Origin of the sequence: Verticiella sediminum (assembly GCF_007558815.1) — a bacterium.
Classification (GTDB): Bacteria; Pseudomonadota; Gammaproteobacteria; order Burkholderiales; family Burkholderiaceae_B; genus Verticiella; species Verticiella sediminum.
This window is the reverse complement of the sequence record NZ_VLTJ01000039.1, coordinates 281,908-298,682: the sequence shown is the minus strand read 5'-3', so window position 1 is coordinate 298,682 and position 16,775 is coordinate 281,908. Positions and strand designations below refer to the sequence as shown.

Genomic DNA, 16,775 nt, shown 5'->3' with positions numbered 1-16,775 from the left:
CGACGAGGAACGCGCCAGCGCCATGAAGGCGCGCGAGTCGTGGCACCTGCTGGGGATTATGTCAGAGTTCTATGAGGCGTCCGAAAAGCTGGCCCAGGTGCGCCCTGCGGTCAGCCTGTTCGGCAGCGCCCGCATCAAGCCCGGCACCCCCTACTACGAAAAGACCGAGCGCATCGGCCGCCTGCTCTCCGAAGCGGGTTTCTCGGTGATCTCGGGCGGCGGCCCGGGACTCATGGAAGCCTGCAACAAAGGGGCGCACGCCGGGCCCAGCCCCAGCATCGGGCTGAACATCGAGATCCCGCACGAGCAGCACTCCAATCCGCACCAGAACATCAGCCTGTGGTTCCGCCACTTCTTCCCGCGCAAGGTGGCGTTCATGAAGTTCACCTCGGCCTACGTGGTCATGCCGGGCGGCTTCGGCACCATGGACGAACTCTTCGAGGCGCTCACGCTCATACAGACCGGCAAGAGCCGCAAGATGCCGATCATCCTCGTCGGCAGCGAATTCTGGCAGGGCCTGCTCGACTGGATACGCGCCCAGTTGAGGGCGGCCGGCCTGATCAATCCCGAAGACATCGACTTGATGCAGGTCATCGACGAGCCCGAGCGCGTCGTCGAGGCCATCTTCGACTTCTACGAGCACGACGGTTTCGACCTGAGCGCCCAGGACACCCAGTTGGTCTCGCTGTAATCCTTTCCTCTTCCCATGGCCGTATTCACCCCCGTTTCCGACGCCGATGCGAGCGCGCTGCTCGCCGAGTATTCGCTGGGCGAGCTGGTATCGCTGCGCGGCATCACCGCCGGCATCGAGAACACCAACTATTTCCTGAACACCACGCGGGGCGAGTTCGTCCTCACCCTCTTCGAGAAGCTGGATTTCACGCAGTTGCCGTTCTACATCGAGCTGATGGCGCATCTGGCCGGACACGGTGTGCCTGTGCCGAGCCCGCAACTGCGCCGCGACGGCAGCCGCATCGGCGCGCTGCACGGCAAGCCCAGCGCCATCGTCACGCGCCTGGCCGGGGGATACGAGCCCGCGCCCGGGCCGGCGCACTGCAGTGTGGCTGCGCGCACGCAGGCCGCGGCCCATCTCGCGGCGCGCGACTTCACGCTCGAGCAGGCCAACCTGCGCGGCCTGGCCTGGTGGCGCGAGACCATTCCGCAGGTCCTGCCTTTCCTGTCGGCCGAGCAAGGCGCGCTGGTGCAGGACGAACTGGCCGCGCAGGAAGCCTTCGCGGCCAGCGCGGACTATGCGGCGCTGGTGCGCGGCCCGGTGCACTGCGATCTGTTCCGCGACAACGTGCTCTTTGCCGGCACCAGCGAGACGCCGATCATGGGCGGCATCATCGACTTCTATTTCGCCGGCTGCGACACCTGGCTGTTCGACGTGGCCGTAGCGGCGAACGACTGGTGCATCGTGCGCGAGACGGGGGCTTTCGTGCCCGAGCTGCTGCACGCCTGGCTCGACGCCTATCACGCCGCCCGCCCGTTCTCGGACGCCGAACGCCGCGCCTGGCCGATGATGCTGCGCGCGGCGGCACTGCGCTTCTGGGTGTCGCGCCTGTACGACTTCCATCTGCCGCGCAGCGCGCAGACCCTCAAGCCGCACGACCCTGGACACTTCGAGCGCATCCTGCGCCTGCGCCGCGCGGCGGCCGGGCCGGCGCTGCCCGGCGTGGCGGAGGCCTGAACCGATGCAAGCCAAGTCGCTGACCCCGCTCGCGGGCTGGTACTGGGTGCGGGACGGCTTTCGCCTGTTCCGCCGCCAGCCGATCGCCATGTTCACCTGGGCCCTCGCGATCGGCCTGGTGGTGCTGCTCGCCAGCCTGATGGTGCCCATCGGCCCGGTGATGTTCGTCGTGCTGATGCCCAGCATCACCATGATGACCCTGCATGCCTGCCGCCAGATCGAGAACGGCACGCCGGTCAAGGTGCTGGGCCTGGTGCAGGCCTGGCGCAACAGCGGCAAGGTGCGTCCGCTGCTCGTCGCCGGGGCGGTGTACGTGGCGAGTGTGCTCCTCGCGGGCCTGCTCGCCTTCGTGCCGTTTCTCGGCAGCATCGCCGAAGCGGCGCAGGCGGTCGACGTCACGGGCCCGAGCGCCGACATGGCGCCGTTCTTCGCGGCGCTGCAGATGCCGCTCGCGATCTTCGGCGTGCTCTACCTGCTGATCGCCGCCCTGTTCTGGCACGCTCCCGTGCTGATCGCCTGGCACGACATGGACCTGCGCAAGGCGATGTTCTTCTCGGGCATCGCGTGCTGGCGCAACAAGGGGGCGTTCGTCCTGTACGGGCTGGTCTGGGCCGTCCTGCTGCTCGCCCTGGAGCTCTTCGCACGGTTGCTGAGCGGCATCGGGCTGCCGGGCGAGTTCGTCGGCATTCTGCAGATGCCCCTGAACTTCGCCCTCGCGGCGGGGTTGTACTGCAGCTTCTACCCCACCTACACCACGGTGTTCGGCGAGCCCTGAGCCCGATCGCCGCCAGTGCAGCTTCGGTGTGGCGCCAGGGTGTGGGCGAGGCTTGCGCGTGCGGCGCGCGCCATCCGTTGAACGAGGCCTATCCGGAGCCGAGGATGACCATACCCAAGCGTAGCTGGCGATTCATACCCCTTGCCTTGACGGTGTTCCTGGCGAGCTGCAGCAGCGGCTCCGACGGGCCCGGCGGCCTGGGCTCGCCCGGCGCCTCCGGCCCGCAGCTCGCGATCGACACCGATCCGGCGAGCTGTTCGATACGCGCGACGGATGGCGCCTCGGTCGTGGTCGGCTCGGGCGTCCAGGGTGATCCGGCTGCGCCGGAGCCGGCGTCCGGCTATCGTCTGGGCAGCCAGGCGAAGCAGGCGAGCCGGTACATGGTCGTGAGCGCCACGCCGCTCGCCAGCAAGGCGGGCTGCGACGTGCTGCGCGCAGGCGGCAGCGCGGTCGACGCCGCGGTCGCGGTGCAGGCCGTGCTCGGCCTGGTCGAGCCGCAGTCGAGCACCATCGCCGGCAGTGCCTTCATGATGTACTACGACGCCGCCAAACGCACCGTGACCGCCTACGATGGGCGCGAGAGCGCGCCGGCGGCGGCCAATGGCTACTACCTCGCGCGCCAGGTGCAGGACGACCCCGGCTCGCCCGCGCCCGTGCCCTCGGCACGGCGCAGCGGCCGCTCGATCGGCGTGCCGGGCGTGATGCGCATGCTCGAGCTGGCCCATGAGGAACATGGCAGGCTCGCGTGGAGCGCGCTGTTCGACGACGGGGTCCGGCTCGCCGACGATGGCTTTCAGATTCCCTCGCGCATGGCGAGCGCGATCGCGAGCAACGCCGCCAACTTCGCGCTGGACGCCGAGGCCATGGCGACCTTCTTCCATCCGGACGGCACGCCCCGCGCCGCGGGCGAGACCATGACCAACCCGGCCTACGCACGCAGCCTGCGCGCCCTTGCCCAGGGCAGCGCCGACGCCTTGCACACCGGCCCGCTCGCCCAGGCCATCGTCGCCAAGGCCGGCCAGTCGGTGGGCGACGATGCGGCGCGCACGCCGATCACGCCCAGCCTGATGACGCTGCGCGACCTCGCCGACTACCGCCCGAAGAAGCGCGAACCTGTCTGCATCGGGTATCGCGTGTACTACGTGTGCACCATGGCGCCGCCCTCTTCGGGCGGGATCGCGGTGGCACAGACGCTGGGTATGCTGGCGCACTTCGACCTGGCGCGCTATGCGCCGACCGACCCCGCCAACGAGGGCGGCATCCCCAACGTGGTCGGCGTGCACCTGGTGGCCGAGGCCGAGCGCCTGGCCTATGCCGATCGCGACAAGTACGTCGCCGACACCGATTTCGTGCCGCTGCCGGGCCAGGGCGTCGCCACCCTGCTCGACCCGGCCTACCTGAAGTCGCGCGCCGGCATGATCGACCTGAACACCAGCCTGGGCACGGCACCGCCGGGCGATCTGGGCGACGTGCCGCTGGGCATCGACCGCACACCCGAGCACGGCACCACGCACTTCTCCATCGTCGATGCCTACGGCAACGCGGTGTCCATGACCTCCACCGTGGAATCCAGCATGGGTTCGTTCCACATGGTCGAGGGCTTTCTGCTCACCAACCAGCTCACCGACTTCTCCAGCACGCCGGTGGACGCCCGGGGAACGCCGATCGCCAACCGGGTTGCGCCCGGCAAGCGCCCGCGCAGCACCATGGCGCCGACCCTGGTCTTTCGCGGCGACGGCCCCGACGCGTTCGTGATGGCCACCGGTTCGCCCGGCGGCGGCACGATCATCCAGTATGTGGTCAAGACGCTGGTCGGCGCGCTGGACTGGAACCTCGATGCCCAGCAGGCCGCGTCGCTGGTGAACTTCGGTTCGGCCAACAGCCCGAGCACCAGCGTCGACGGCGCCAATACGACGCTGGACCTGACGCAACTGGTGCAGGGCCTGCGGGCACTGGGGCACACCGTGTCCACCTCGGCGCAATCGAGCGGCATCTCGACGATCATGCGCGTCGAGCGCGATGGCTCGATGCTGCTGGAGGGCGGCGCCGATCCGCGCCGCGAAGGCCTGACGCTGGGCAACGGCGCGACCTGAGCCTTTGCGCAGAGGCCCCCTCGGGCACGGTGCCGGGCGCCGCGCCCGAGGGCCGTGGATCAGGCCGTCTCGAGCTTGGCCACGCCCAGGGCGAGCGTCTTGGTGCCGGCCGAGGCGAAGCGGATCTGCGCCTGCGCCTGTGGGCCCGAGCCCTGCAGGGCAAGGATCACGCCCTCGCCGAAGCGGGCATGCGACACGGTCTGTCCGATGCGGAAATGCCGGCCGCCGACCTCCACGCCCTGACTGGCGCTGGCGCCCGCATAGCCCTGGCTCACCGGGGCCGGCCGGGCACGTTCGGGCCAGGCGGAATCGCGCCAGGCCGAGGCCCGGTCGTAGCTCGCCGCGTCCACACGCGACACCTTGGGGGTGACCCACTTCAGGGTCTGCGCCGGCAGCTCGTCCAGAAAGCGCGAGCGCATCGGGTAGCGCGTCTGCCCGTGCAGCATGCGCGTCTGGGCGAAACTCAGGTAGAGGCGTTCGCGCGCCCGCGTGATCGCGACATACATGAGGCGGCGTTCTTCCTCCAGGCCGGCCTGCTCGAGGACGCTGTTCTCGTGCGGGAACAGGCCCTCCTCGAGCCCGGTCACGAATACCGCCTCGAACTCCAGGCCCTTGGCGGCGTGGATGGTCATGAGCTGGACCGCGTCCTGGCCGTCGGCCGCCTGGTTGTCGCCCGCCTCGAGCGCGGCGTGGGACAGGAAGGCCGCCAGCGCCAGCAGCGCATCCGCGCCGTCTTCGGGCATCACGGTCTCGCCATCGAAGGCGGCCGCGGCGTTGACCAGTTCGTCCAGGTTCTCCAGGCGCTCGGCACCCTCCTTCTCGGCCTTGTAGTGCGCGCTGAGGCCGCTTTCGGCGGTCACGTGCGCGACCACCTCGGTGAGCGGCAGGTTCTGCGTCTCGAAGCGCATGCGGTCGATCAGCGCGACGAACTGGGCGAGGTTGGCCCCGCCCTTGCCGGCCACACGGCCGACCGCGCCATACAGGCTGGTGCCGCCGGCCTGCGCCGCGTCGGTCAGGTTCTCCAGGGTGCGCGCGCCGATGCCGCGTGCCGGGAAGTTGACCACGCGGATGAAGGCCGTGTCGTCGTGCGGATTCTCCATCAGGCGCAGGTAGGCGAGCGCGTGCTTGATCTCCTGGCGCTCGAAGAAGCGCAGGCCGCCGTACACCTTGTAGGGAATGCCGGCCGAGAACAGCGTGTGCTCGAGCACGCGCGACTGCGCGTTGCTGCGATAGAGCAGCGCGATCTCGCGGCGCGCGCGCCCCTCGGCGATCAGCGACTGGATCTCGCTCACCACCCATTGCGCCTCGGCCTGGTCGGAGAGCGATTCGACCACCCGCACCTGCTCGCCCTCGCCGCGGTCGGTCCAGAGGTTCTTGCCCATGCGCCCGTCGTTGTGGGCGATCAGGGCGTTGGCCGCATCCAGGATGTGGCCGTGCGAGCGGTAGTTCTGCTCCAGGCGGATGACTTCGGGATGCTCGAAGTCGCGCTCGAAGTCTGCCATGTTGCCCACGTTGGCGCCGCGAAAGGCATAGATCGACTGGTCGTCGTCGCCCACCGCGAAGACCGCCGCGCCGCCGCCGGCGAGCATGCGCAGCCAGCGGTACTGCAGCGTGTTGGTATCCTGGAATTCGTCGACCAGGATGTGCCGAAAGCGGCGCTGGTAGTGCTCGCGCACCGGGGCGTTGCCCTGCAGCAGCTCGTACGAACGCAGCAGCAGCTCGGCGAAGTCGACCACGCCCTCGCGCTGGCACTGCGCCTCGTACATGGCGTAGATCTCGGCCAGGCGGCGGTGGAAAGCGTCGTTGGCCTGCATGGCCGCGGCGCGCAGGCCTTCTTCCTTGGCGCTGTTGATGTAGGACTGCACCTGGCGCGGCGGGTATTTCTCGTCGTCGATATTGGCCGCCTTCATGAGCCGCTTGATGGCAGCGAGCTGGTCGGCCACGTCGAGGATCTGGAAGGTCGCGGGCAGCCCGGCGTCGCGATGATGCGCGCGCAGCATCCGGTTGCACAGCCCGTGGAAAGTGCCGATCCACATGCCGCGCGCGTTGATCGGCAGCATGGCCGACATGCGAGTGAGCATCTCGCGCGCCGCCTTGTTGGTGAAGGTGACGGCCAGCAGCGACTGCGGCGTGGCCTGGCCGCTGCGCAGCAACCAGGCCATGCGCGTGGTGAGCACCCGGGTCTTGCCGCTGCCCGCCCCGGCGAGGACGAGAGCGTGGCGATGCGGCTCGAGCGTGACGGCCGCCCGTTGCGGCGGATTGAGATTGTCTAGCATGGCTTGGTGGATTCAGTGACGGCGCGCGCGCGGCCGGGACAACGCGTGGACCAGGTGCGCCAGACTGCGCGCGAGAAACACCCAGGGCCCGCTCAGCATGCCGGCGATGCGCAGCCGGCGCTTGGTCCGGTACAGGCGGTACTCGCTGCGCACCTGCTGTGGCCAGCGCGGCGCGGCCAGGCCCGGGGCGATCGCATCGTGCAGGACCAGATCATCCTGCAGGTTCCAGCCGCTGCCCTGGGCCAGCATGCGCAGCCAGAGGTCGTAGTCCTCGGCGAGCGGCGGCCCGCCGTAGTTGCCGGCGGCCAGCGCCTTGTCGCGCCGCAGCACGACCGTGGCATGGTTGAACGGATTGCGGTAGGGCAGCATGGCCAGGATGGCCGTGTCCTTCTCGGGCGCTGCGCGGCGCACCTTGGGTTGCAGATTGACGTCCGCCTCGAACAGGCGGGCGCCGCAGATGTCGAATTGGGGATTCTGCGCGAGAAAGCCGACCTGGCGTTCGAACCGCCAGGGCTGGGACACGCTGCTCGCCTCGGCGTGGGCGGCGTATTCGCCTTCGGCCTGCTCGACGCCCGCAGCCAGCACGCTGCCCCAGTCGGCGCCCTCGGCCAAGGCGGCGCGCACCAGGGGAAGCTGCGTCTCGGACTGCGCCAGCACGGCGTCCAGCGCCTCGGGCAGCACCCCGCGAAACACCGCCACCACCCGCGCCGGCTGCCAGCTCTGGTCGGCCAGCGACTGCAGGCATGCGCCGAGCTGCGCAGCGGATTCGTCGCCACGCAGCGGCAGATAGACGGAATAGCAGGCTTGGACGGTCAAATCGATGGGGTGGGCTCGAGGTTCCGGGGCGCCGCATGCGCCCCCGGCAGCAGGGAACGATACCGCGCAAGCCCACCATAGTAACCGGATACGCCAGCGCCCGCCGCGCGCGCCCTCAGTCGCGCCGCAGGAGCCGGCGGTACAGCGCCAGGTAGCCGTCGACCATGCGCTCGGCCGAGAAGCACGTCTCGAAGCGCTCCTGCGCGGCTACGCCCATGCGCTGCGCGAGGGCCGGCTCGGCCTGCAGGCGCTGCATCGCCGCGCGCAGCGCGCCCGCGTCGCCCGGCGGCACAACCAGGCCGGTCACGCCGTCCCGGTTGATGAAGGTCGTCCCGGTGCCGATCTCGCAGCAGACTATGGGGCGCGCAAGCATCGCGGCCTCCAGCAGCGATACCCCGAAGGCCTCTGAGCGCAGGTGCGAGGGCAGCACCATGGCGCGACACAGCGTCAGCAGCGCGACCTTGTCCTCGTCCGGCTGCGCGCCCAGGAAATGGAGGCGCGGGTTGGCCTCCGCGGCCTGGCGCAGCCGGGCCTCGACCTGCGGGTCGCCGCCGCCGCAGATCACCAGCGGCAGGTCGGTGCCCTCGACGGCCGCGAGCAGATAGTCCAGCCCCTTGTAGTAGCGCAGCGCGCCGACGAACAGGAAGAACTGCTCGCCCACGCGGGCACGCCAGGACGCCAGGCGTTCGACATCGGGCGTGGGATAGGTGGTGCGATCCAGGCCGAATGGCACCACGCTCACCTTGTCGCGCAGCGCGGCGAGCACGGGGCTCGATTCGGCATACCCCGGCGAGGACGCCACGATGCAGTCCATGCGCGACAGGAAGCGGTGCATCAGCGGCCGGTACAGGCGCATCAGGTGGCGCTGCTTGACGATGTCCGAATGGTAGGTGAGCACCGTCGGCAGGCGTGTGCCGCTCAACAGGTGCAGCACGTCCATGTATGGCCAGGGAAAATGGTAGTGGATCAGATCGACGCCGCGCAGCGCGCGGCGGAACTCGACGATGGCCGACAGCGAGAAACCCGTCGAGGCGATGTACAGATCCTGGCGTGCCCGGTGCACGAGGTGATGGTGGAACGGCTGGTTGCGCACCGTGCCCGCCGCGCTCAGCGCGAACACCTGGGACGCGACGCCATGGCGCACGCCGCCCTCGGCAAGCTGGAAGATGACCTGCTCGACCCCGCCATGGGTATCCGGCAGATAGGTCTTGAACACATGCAGGACGCGCATGGGTCGGTGGGCAGGCGAAAGGGTCTCGTGGCGCATGCGGGCTCGCTCAGACGACGAACAGCGCCAGGCTCACGACGGCCAGCAGGCTGGCGAACGCGAGCTTCAATTGGACCTCGGGCAGGCGGTGGGCCAGCCTGACCCCCGGGCCGACGCACAGCAGGCCGCCCACGGCCAGCGCCGCGCCCACGGGCCAGGCCACCTGCCCGGCCGCACCATAGGTGGCCAGGCCGATGGCCGCGGTGGGCACCACCATGGCCAGGGCCATGCCCTGGGCCACCGTCTGGCCCAGGCGGAATACGCCGCTCAGCACCGGCGCCGCGAGCACGCCGCCGCCCACACCGAAAAAGCCGCCGATCAGGCCGGCGGTCACGCCCAGCAGTGCTGCCGGGCCCGTGCCGATACGGTCCGCGCGCGGCGAAGCGAGCGGCTTGCGCCGTGCCTGCCACACGTACTGCAGTGCGATCAGGCCCAGGAACCCCGCGAAGCTGCGGCGCAGCACGTCCGCGTCCATGCCCAGCGCGGCCTGCGCGCCGACCCAGGTGAAGCCGATGGCGCAGACCGAGATCACCGCCACGGTGAGCACGTCGATGCGGGCGCGCTGGTGATAGCGGTGGGCGGCGAGCAGGACCGTGGGCAGCACCATGACCAGGGCCGTGCCCTGCGCAAGCTGCTGCGGCATGCCGCCCAGCAGGCCGAGCAAAGGGATGGCCATCAGGCCGCCGCCGATGCCGAACAGCCCGCCCAGCACCCCGAGCACGCCGCCGAGCACCAGCCAGATCGCCAGATCGAACAGCACGTCGGGCGTCATGTCAGCCTCCGCCCGGCCGCCCGAAGGAGGTTGACGCCCCCTTGGGGGGCAGCGAACGCAGTGAGCGTGGGGGCACTCCCCTTCCGCCCGGCCGCCCGAAGGAGGTTGACGCCCCCTTGGGGGGCAGCGAACGCAGTGAGCGTGGGGGTCGTTTCATCGTCAGAGCGCGCGCAGGCGCTCGAGCGCTGCGTCCAGACGGTCGACGGCCCAGACTTCCAGCCCTTCGATGGGTTGGCGCGGCGCGTTCGCCTTGGGGATCAGGGCCGTGCCGAAACCGAGCTTGGCGGCTTCGCGCAGGCGCTCCTGGCCACGCGGCGCCGGCCGGATCTCGCCGGTCAGGCCGACCTCGCCGAAGGCGATCAGCCCACGCGGCAGGCTGCGGTTGCGCAGCGAGGACATGATGGCGAGCAGCACCGGCAGGTCGGCGGCGGGCTCCGTGATGCGCACGCCGCCCACGGCATTGACGAAGACATCCTGGTCGTGCGTGGCGATACCGCCGTGCCGGTGCAGCACGGCCAGCAGCATGGCGAGCCGGTTGCTCTCCAGGCCCACCGTGAGACGGCGCGGATTGTTGCCGTGGGCATCGTCGACCAGGGCCTGGATCTCCACCAGCAGCGGACGGGTGCCCTCCTGCGTGGCCATCACGCAGGAACCGGGCACTTCCTCCTGCTGCTGCGAGAGGAACAGGGCCGAGGGATTGGGCACGCCGCGCAGCCCGCGGTCGGTCATGGCGAACACGCCGAGTTCGTTGACCGCGCCGAAGCGGTTCTTGAAGGCGCGCACCAGGCGGAACGAGGAATGCGCATCGCCCTCGAAATACAGCACCGTGTCCACGATGTGCTCGAGCACGCGCGGGCCCGCGAGCGCGCCCTCCTTCGTGACGTGGCCGATCATCACGATGGCCACGCCGGTCTGCTTGGCGAGCCGGGTGAGCTGGGCGGCGCATTCGCGCACCTGGGCCACCGAGCCGGGCGCGGACGTGAGTTCCTGCGAATACAGGGTCTGGATCGAATCGATCACGGCCACCACGGGCCGTTCGCCCGGCGCCATGTCCGTCAGGGCGGCCTGGATCGCATCCAGGCGGATCTCGGCGAGCAGGCGGACCTCGGCGGTCTGCAGCTCCAGGCGGCGCGCGCGCAGCGCGACCTGGTCGCCGGACTCCTCGCCGGTGACATACAGCACCCGCTGCTGCTGCGACATCGCGGCCAGGGCCTGCAGCAGCAGCGTGGACTTGCCGATGCCGGGGTCGCCGCCGATCAGCACCACGGCGCCCGCGACCAGGCCGCCGCCGAGCACGCGGTCGAACTCCGGGATGCCGGTGGACAGGCGCGGCTGCTCGCGGGTCTCGATGTCGGCGAGGCGCTGCACCGGCGTGCTCGAAGCCAGGGGGGCAAAGCGATGCCCTCCGGCCACGGCCGGCGCCGCCACGGTTTCCTCCAGCGTGTTCCAGGCATGGCAGCCGGGACACTGCCCTTGCCACTTCGGACTCGTCGCACCGCACTCGGTGCAGACGTAGCGGGTTCTTTGCTTGGTCGCCAAACCTACTCCTCGGCCACGCGCGTTTTCACGCGAGCGGTGACCGCGGTCAGCAGCTCGTAGCCGATGGTGCCGGCGGCCGTGGCCACCTCGTCCACGGAAAGGCCGTCGGCGCCCCACAGGGTGACCGGCAGGCCTACCCGCGCCTGCGGCACGGGGCCCAGATCGACGGCAAGCATGTCCATGGATACGCGCCCGAGCAGACGGGTGCGCACACCGTCGACCACGATCGGCGTGCCGGTGAGCGCATGTCGCGGATAGCCGTCGGCATAGCCGCAGGCGACGATGCCGACCCGGGTGGTGTCTTCGGCGACGAAGATGCCGCCATAGCCGACGGCCTCGCCCGAGGTCACTTCCTGCAGCCCGATCAGCGTCGAACGCAGGGCCATGGCAGGCAGCAGCCCGAGAGCGGCCGCGCTCGGGCCGTGCTCGAACGGGGTGGCGCCGTACAGGCAGATGCCCGGGCGCACCCAGTCCGTCTGCGCGGCGAGCAGGCTGCAGCCCAGGGTGGCCGCCGAGTTGCACAGGCTCACCGGGCCCGGCAGACCCTGTGTCGCCGCGCGGAACCGGGCGACTGCCTCCTGCACGTGGCCCTCGATCTCGCCCTTGGCGAAATGCGCGATGTGGCCCAGGGTCGTGCCGATCACGCCCGCTCGCTGCAGGCCGAGCGCGCGCTCGAAGGCGGCGCGATAGGCGCCGTCGGCGAAACCGAGCCGGTTCATGCCGCTGTTGAGCTTGAGGTAGGCGTCCAGCGCACGCCCCTGCGGCGCCGTCTCGAGCATGCGCAGTTGTTCGGCGCAATGCAGCACCAGGGTCAGGTCCAGCGCGCGGCACAGGGCGATGTCATCCGGCTCGAAGATGCCTTCGAGCAGAAGGATGGGCCCGCCCCAGCCGGCCTCCCGGCAGCGTACGGCTTCGTCCAGATCCAGCATGGCCAGCCCGTCGGCCGTGGCCAGGCCCGGCAGGACGCGTTCGATACCATGCCCGTAGGCATTGGCCTTGATCACTGCCCAGACGCGGGCGGACGGCCCGGCCTGCGCCTGGTGCGGCGCGAGACGGGCGCGAACCTGGGCCAGGTTGTGCGCAATGGCGGCGGGGGAAACGAGGGCGTGGAGGGGGCGCGGCATGAAGCAGTATCGGGTGCATGGAGCACCAGTCATGTGCCAGTTTACCGAAAATGCGGCCGGCTCAATCCGCGACCGCGACGCCCGGCGCGTCGGCCTCTTCCCGCACCCGGAACACCGCCACGTACAGCGCCGGCAGGAACAGCAGGGTAAGGACCGTCGCGACGATCAAGCCACCCATGATCGACACGGCCATCGGGCCCCAGAAGCCGGTCCGGGTGAGAGGGATCATGGCGAGCACGGCCGCCGCCGCGGTCAGCATGATCGGACGCGCGCGGCGCACCGCGGACTCGACCACCGCCTCCCAGGGCGCATGGCCTTCGGCCTTGTTGCGCTCGACCTGATCGACCAGGATGACCGAGTTGCGGATGATCATGCCGAGCAGCGAGATCACGCCCAGTTGCGCGACGAAGCCGAAGGGCTGGCCGGACACGAGCAGCGCGATCGCCGCGCCGATGATGCCCAGCGGGCCGGTCAGATAGACCATCGTCGCGCGGGCGAAGCTGTGCAGTTGCAGCATGAGCAGGGTCATGACGATGAACAGCATGAGCGGCAGGTTCACGACGATGGACTGCTGGGCCTTGCCGCTTTCCTCGGCCGCGCCGGCGACCGCGATGGCATAGCCGGGCGGCAGCGCCGCGCGGATCGCGGCGAGCTGCGGGTCGATCTGCGTGCTGACCGTCTGGCCCTGGATGCCGTCGCGCACCTCGGCCTGCACGGTGATGGCGTAGTCGCGGTTGTAGCGCCAGATGATCGCCGGCTCCCATGCCAGCGACACCTCGACCAGTTGCGACAGCGGCACGTAGCGGCCCAGCGCGGTCGGCACGCTCGCCTCGGCCAGCCGGGTCACCGCCGTGCGTTCGTCGGCCGGCTGGCGCAGCACGATGTCGATCAGCTTGTCGTCCTCGCGCAAGGTGCCGATGGGCACGCCGGCCAGCAGCATCTGCGTGGCCTGCTGCAGCGTCGAGGTGCTCACGCCCAGCGCCCGCGCCTTGTCCTGATCCAGCGCCAGGCGCAGGATCTTCATGTCGTTGTTCCAGTTGTCGTTCACCCCGCGCGTATTCGGGTTGCGATACACGATGGCGCGCACCTCGTCGGCGATGCGCCGGACCTCGCGCGGATCGGCCCCGGTGACGCGGAACTGCACCGGATAGGCCACCGGCGGGCCGCTGGACAAGGGCTGCACGCGGGCGCGTGCCTGCGGGAAGTGTTCGGCGAAGAGCGCATCGAGCTTGCCGCGCAGCGCGTTGCGCTCGGCAATGCCATGCGGCGTGACGACGAATTGCGCGAGGTTGGAACGGTCGAACTGCTGGTCCAGCGGCAGGTAGAAGCGCGGGCTGCCGATGCCGACGTAGGTGATGTAGCTGGCCACCTCGGGCTGGGCCGAGAGCCATTGCTCCAGTTCGCGCGCCTGGGCTTCGGTGGCGGCGTAGCTCGCGCCTTCCGGCAGCCACAGGTCGACCATCAGCTCCGGGCGGTTGGATTCGGGGAAGAACTGCTGCTCGATGAAGCGAAAGCTCAGCACGCCCGCGGCCAGGGCGAGCACCGTGATGCCGATGACCAGCCAATGCCGGCGCATGCAGGCTTCGATCAGGCGGCGCAGGCGCCGGTAGAACGGCGTATCGAACACCTCGTGATGACCGTCCTCGCCGCTGCCCGCGGCCCGCGTGCGCAGCAGCCAGTAGCCCAGGAACGGAGTAAAGATGACCGCGGCGAACCAGGACAGCAGCAGGGCAAGCGCGGTGACCGCGAAGATCGAGAAGGTGTACTCGCCGGCCGCAGACTTGGCCATGGCGATCGGCAGGAAGCCGGCCGCCGTGATCAGCGTTCCCGTGAGCATCGGAAAGGCGGTGGTCTCGTACATCGCGATCGCCGCCGAGAGCCGGTCGTGCCCCTCTTCCAGCTTGCGCACCATCATCTCGACCGCGATGATGGCGTCATCGACCAAGAGCCCGAGCGCGATGATCAGCGCGCCCAGCGAGATCTTGTGCAGGTTGATGCCGAAGATCTCCATGAAGAGGAAGGTGCTCGCCAGCACCAGCGGGATGGTCAGCGCGACCACCAGCCCCGGCCGCACGTCCACGCGCAGCGGCCGCGTGTGCAGGCCCAGGCTCAGAAAGCTCACGATGAGCACGATCACCACGGCTTCGGCGAGCACTTTCACGAACTCGCTGATGGACTCCTTCACGGTTTGCGGCTGGTCCGAAACCTTGACCATCTCGATGCCCACCGGCAGGCCGGCCAGGATGCGTCGCTGGGCCTCGTCGAGCGCCTGGCCCAGGGCCTGGATGTTGCCTCCCTTGCGCATGACCACGCCCAGCCCGATCACTTCCCGGCTGCCGGCGGCCGTGCCGTGGCGCATCTTGTTCGAGGGCGGATCGACGTAGCCGCGCGAGATGCTGGCGACGTCGCCCAGGCGCAGCGTGGCGCCGCCCACCACCGTGCCGTCGGCCAGCGTGCGCTGCGGCACCCGGACCGGCAGTTGGCGCAGGTCGTCCACGCCGCCCACCTCGCCGCTGATGCGAACCGTCAACTGCTCCTGCGGCAGGGTCAGCACCCCAGAGGCCTGCAGCGCGTTCTGCGCCTGTAGCTGCTCGGCCAGGTCCTGGACCGACAGGCCGAACTGCGAGAGCCGCTGGCTCGAGAGCTCGACGTACAGTTTTTCGTCCTGGGCGCCGAAGATCTCGACCTTGGCCACGTCGGGCACGCGCAGCAACTGCTGCTGGGCGTCCTCGACGTAGTCCTTCAGCTCGCCGTAGCCGAAGCCGTCCGCGCCGAAGGCGAAGATCACGCCGTAGGTGTCGCCGAACTCGTCGAGAAAGTGCGGGCCGACCACGCCTTGCGGCAAGGTGCCGGCGATGTCGTTGACGTGCTTGCGCGCCTTGTACCAGAGATCCTCGACCAGACGCGGCGGCGTGGCCTCGTCCAGGTTGAGGATGGTCACGCTCTGCCCGGGCTTGGTGTAGGACACGATCTTGTCGGCCCAGGGCACCTGCTGCAGCGCGCGCTCGACGCGCTCGCTCACCTGTTCGGCCACCTGCTCGGCCGTGGCGCCGGGCCACCAGACGCGCACCACCATGACGCGAAAGGTGAAGGGCGGGTCTTCGTCCTGCCCAAGCTGGGTATAGGAAAACGCACCGGCCAGCAGGAGCACCACCATCAGATAGCGGATCAGCGGCTGGTGCGAGAGCGCCCAGTACGAGAGGTTGAAGCGATGCGCCGACACGGTGCCCCCGTCAGTGCGCGCCGCGTTCGGCGTTCGCGGGCGCCAGCGGCAGCGTCGCCTGCACCGGGCCTGCGGCGGCCGGCGCGGCACCGGCGAGGCGGCGCACCTGCTGGCCTTCCTGCAGCATGTGCACCCCGGCGGTGACGATCTCGGCGCCAGGCGGCAAGCCCGGGCCCAGTACCACGTCGGCGTCGGTCATGGTCAGCACCTGGACCGGCCGGCGCGACACGGTCAGGCTCGCCGGGTCGAGCAGCCATACCGCCTCCTGCCCACCGTCGCGGATCAGCGCCGACAGCGGCGCGCGCACCAGGGACTGCGCGAGCGGACTGCTGAAACGGATCGTCGCGGTCATGCCGTAGTGCACACTGGGCGGCGCGTCGACCAGGGCGGCGCGCGCCGGAAATGCGCGCGTGGCCGGATCGGCGCTGGCCGACACCTCGCGCAGACGCGCCTGCAGGACGGGGCCGCCGCTCCAGAGTTCCACCCGGCCCGCGCCGGCGCCGCGTACGCGCTCCAGCCGGCCCTCGGGGATCTGGAAGGCGATCTCCTTGCCTTCGTCGCGCGCCACGCGCACGATCGACTGCCCGGCCGAGACCACCTGCCCGACCTCGGCGTCCACCCCCGTGACCACGCCCGCGGCGTCGGAACGCAGGATGGCGTACTCGGCCTGGTTGGCACGCGTGCGCAACCCGGCCCGGGCCTGCGCGACGCGCGCTTGCGCGGCGTCGTGCGCGGCCTTGCGCTGATCGAGCTCGGCCGCGCTGATGAAGCCGGATTCGCGCAGTTTGCCGTAGCGCGTGAGGTCCGCACCGGTGCGCCGGCTCTCCACCTCGGCGGCGGCGAGTTCGGCTCGCGCGGCGGCCGCGGCGAGTTCGAGATCCTGCGGATCGACGCGCGCGAGCGGCTGGCCGGCGGCAACCGTATCGCCGGCCTGCACCAGACGCTCGACCAGGCGCCCGCCGATCTGGAAGGCGAGGCGCGACTCCACGCGCGGGCGCACCTCGCCGGGGAAGACGCCGACCACGTCCACCGCCTGCTCGGCCAGCACCAGCGTGCGCACCGGCCTGGGCGGGATTTCCGCGACGGCCGCATTGCGCTCGCACCCGGACAGCAGCACGGCCACGGCCGCCAGCGCCCACACTCCCCGCCGCACGCGCCGCCCCGCGCAACGCGCCGTCTCCCGCTTCCACGCCATGGCTC

At 70.2% G+C, this 16,775-nt stretch carries 12 protein-coding genes; 4 read left to right on the top strand and 8 right to left on the bottom strand.

Features of this window, described 5'->3' with window-relative positions:
- Window positions 1-22 precede the first annotated feature (22 nt).
- From FOZ76_RS20870 to FOZ76_RS20855, 4 genes are all read left to right on the top strand, one after another.
- Entirely contained in the window at window positions 23-691 is a 669-nt protein-coding gene (locus tag FOZ76_RS20870) for an LOG family protein (RefSeq protein WP_246129729.1), read from the top strand.
- 15 nt (window positions 692-706) lie between these two features.
- On the top strand, window positions 707-1,690 hold the full coding sequence (locus tag FOZ76_RS20865) for a homoserine kinase (protein ID WP_143950200.1): 984 nt from the start codon (window positions 707-709) through the stop codon (window positions 1,688-1,690).
- 4 nt (window positions 1,691-1,694) lie between these two features.
- On the top strand, window positions 1,695-2,465 hold the full coding sequence (locus FOZ76_RS20860; protein ID WP_143950199.1) for a BPSS1780 family membrane protein: 771 nt from the start codon (window positions 1,695-1,697) through the stop codon (window positions 2,463-2,465).
- A 104-nt stretch (window positions 2,466-2,569) separates the two neighbouring features.
- Window positions 2,570-4,558 carry a gamma-glutamyltransferase family protein gene (locus FOZ76_RS20855; protein ID WP_143950198.1) on the top strand — a complete coding sequence of 663 codons (1,989 nt, stop codon included), beginning with the start codon at window positions 2,570-2,572 and terminating at the stop codon, window positions 4,556-4,558.
- A gap of 59 nt (window positions 4,559-4,617) precedes the next feature.
- Here FOZ76_RS20855 and FOZ76_RS20850 read toward each other — a convergent pair whose 3' ends face one another.
- The 8 genes from FOZ76_RS20850 to FOZ76_RS20815 all read right to left on the bottom strand — a co-directional run bounded on the left by FOZ76_RS20850 (window position 4,618) and on the right by FOZ76_RS20815 (window position 16,770).
- The gene (locus FOZ76_RS20850; protein WP_143950197.1) at window positions 4,618-6,834 is read right to left on the bottom strand and encodes a UvrD-helicase domain-containing protein; all 2,217 of its coding nucleotides are present in this window, start codon (window positions 6,832-6,834) and stop codon (window positions 4,618-4,620) included.
- Window positions 6,835-6,846: 12 nt separating this feature from the next.
- Window positions 6,847-7,650 carry a glycosyltransferase family protein gene (locus FOZ76_RS20845; protein WP_143950196.1) on the bottom strand — a complete coding sequence of 268 codons (804 nt, stop codon included), beginning with the start codon at window positions 7,648-7,650 and terminating at the stop codon, window positions 6,847-6,849.
- A gap of 115 nt (window positions 7,651-7,765) precedes the next feature.
- A complete protein-coding gene (locus tag FOZ76_RS20840) occupies window positions 7,766-8,881 on the bottom strand; it encodes a glycosyltransferase (RefSeq protein WP_143950195.1) in 1,116 nt (371 codons plus the stop codon).
- Between the two features lie 46 nt (window positions 8,882-8,927).
- Window positions 8,928-9,689 carry a sulfite exporter TauE/SafE family protein gene (locus FOZ76_RS20835; protein WP_143950194.1) on the bottom strand — a complete coding sequence of 254 codons (762 nt, stop codon included), beginning with the start codon at window positions 9,687-9,689 and terminating at the stop codon, window positions 8,928-8,930.
- Between the two features lie 159 nt (window positions 9,690-9,848).
- Window positions 9,849-11,228, bottom strand: a complete 1,380-nt coding sequence (gene radA / locus FOZ76_RS20830; RefSeq protein ID WP_143950193.1) for a DNA repair protein RadA — start codon at window positions 11,226-11,228, stop codon at window positions 9,849-9,851.
- Window positions 11,229-11,230: 2 nt separating this feature from the next.
- A complete protein-coding gene (gene alr / locus FOZ76_RS20825; RefSeq protein WP_143950192.1) occupies window positions 11,231-12,352 on the bottom strand; it encodes an alanine racemase in 1,122 nt (373 codons plus the stop codon).
- A gap of 61 nt (window positions 12,353-12,413) precedes the next feature.
- Window positions 12,414-15,575 carry an efflux RND transporter permease subunit gene (locus tag FOZ76_RS20820; RefSeq protein ID WP_143950191.1) on the bottom strand — a complete coding sequence of 1,054 codons (3,162 nt, stop codon included), beginning with the start codon at window positions 15,573-15,575 and terminating at the stop codon, window positions 12,414-12,416.
- Between the two features lie 10 nt (window positions 15,576-15,585).
- Window positions 15,586-16,770, bottom strand: a complete 1,185-nt coding sequence (locus FOZ76_RS20815; RefSeq protein WP_143950190.1) for an efflux RND transporter periplasmic adaptor subunit — start codon at window positions 16,768-16,770, stop codon at window positions 15,586-15,588.
- Window positions 16,771-16,775: the final 5 nt, after the last annotated feature.

What these genes read in the sequence shown, in the direction of transcription:
- FOZ76_RS20870 (WP_246129729.1), top strand. Translation starts at nt 23, where the DNA reads ATGAAGGCGCGCGAGTCGTGGCACCTGCTGGGGATTATGTCAGAGTTC.
- FOZ76_RS20865 (WP_143950200.1), top strand. Translation starts at nt 707, where the DNA reads ATGGCCGTATTCACCCCCGTTTCCGACGCCGATGCGAGCGCGCTGCTC.
- FOZ76_RS20860 (WP_143950199.1), top strand. Translation starts at nt 1,695, where the DNA reads ATGCAAGCCAAGTCGCTGACCCCGCTCGCGGGCTGGTACTGGGTGCGG.
- FOZ76_RS20855 (WP_143950198.1), top strand. Translation starts at nt 2,570, where the DNA reads ATGACCATACCCAAGCGTAGCTGGCGATTCATACCCCTTGCCTTGACG.
- FOZ76_RS20850 (WP_143950197.1), bottom strand. Translation starts at nt 6,834, where the DNA reads ATGCTAGACAATCTCAATCCGCCGCAACGGGCGGCCGTCACGCTCGAG.
- FOZ76_RS20840 (WP_143950195.1), bottom strand. Translation starts at nt 8,881, where the DNA reads ATGCGCGTCCTGCATGTGTTCAAGACCTATCTGCCGGATACCCATGGC.
- FOZ76_RS20835 (WP_143950194.1), bottom strand. Translation starts at nt 9,689, where the DNA reads ATGACGCCCGACGTGCTGTTCGATCTGGCGATCTGGCTGGTGCTCGGC.
- alr (WP_143950192.1), bottom strand. Translation starts at nt 12,352, where the DNA reads ATGCCGCGCCCCCTCCACGCCCTCGTTTCCCCCGCCGCCATTGCGCAC.
- FOZ76_RS20815 (WP_143950190.1), bottom strand. Translation starts at nt 16,770, where the DNA reads ATGGCGTGGAAGCGGGAGACGGCGCGTTGCGCGGGGCGGCGCGTGCGG.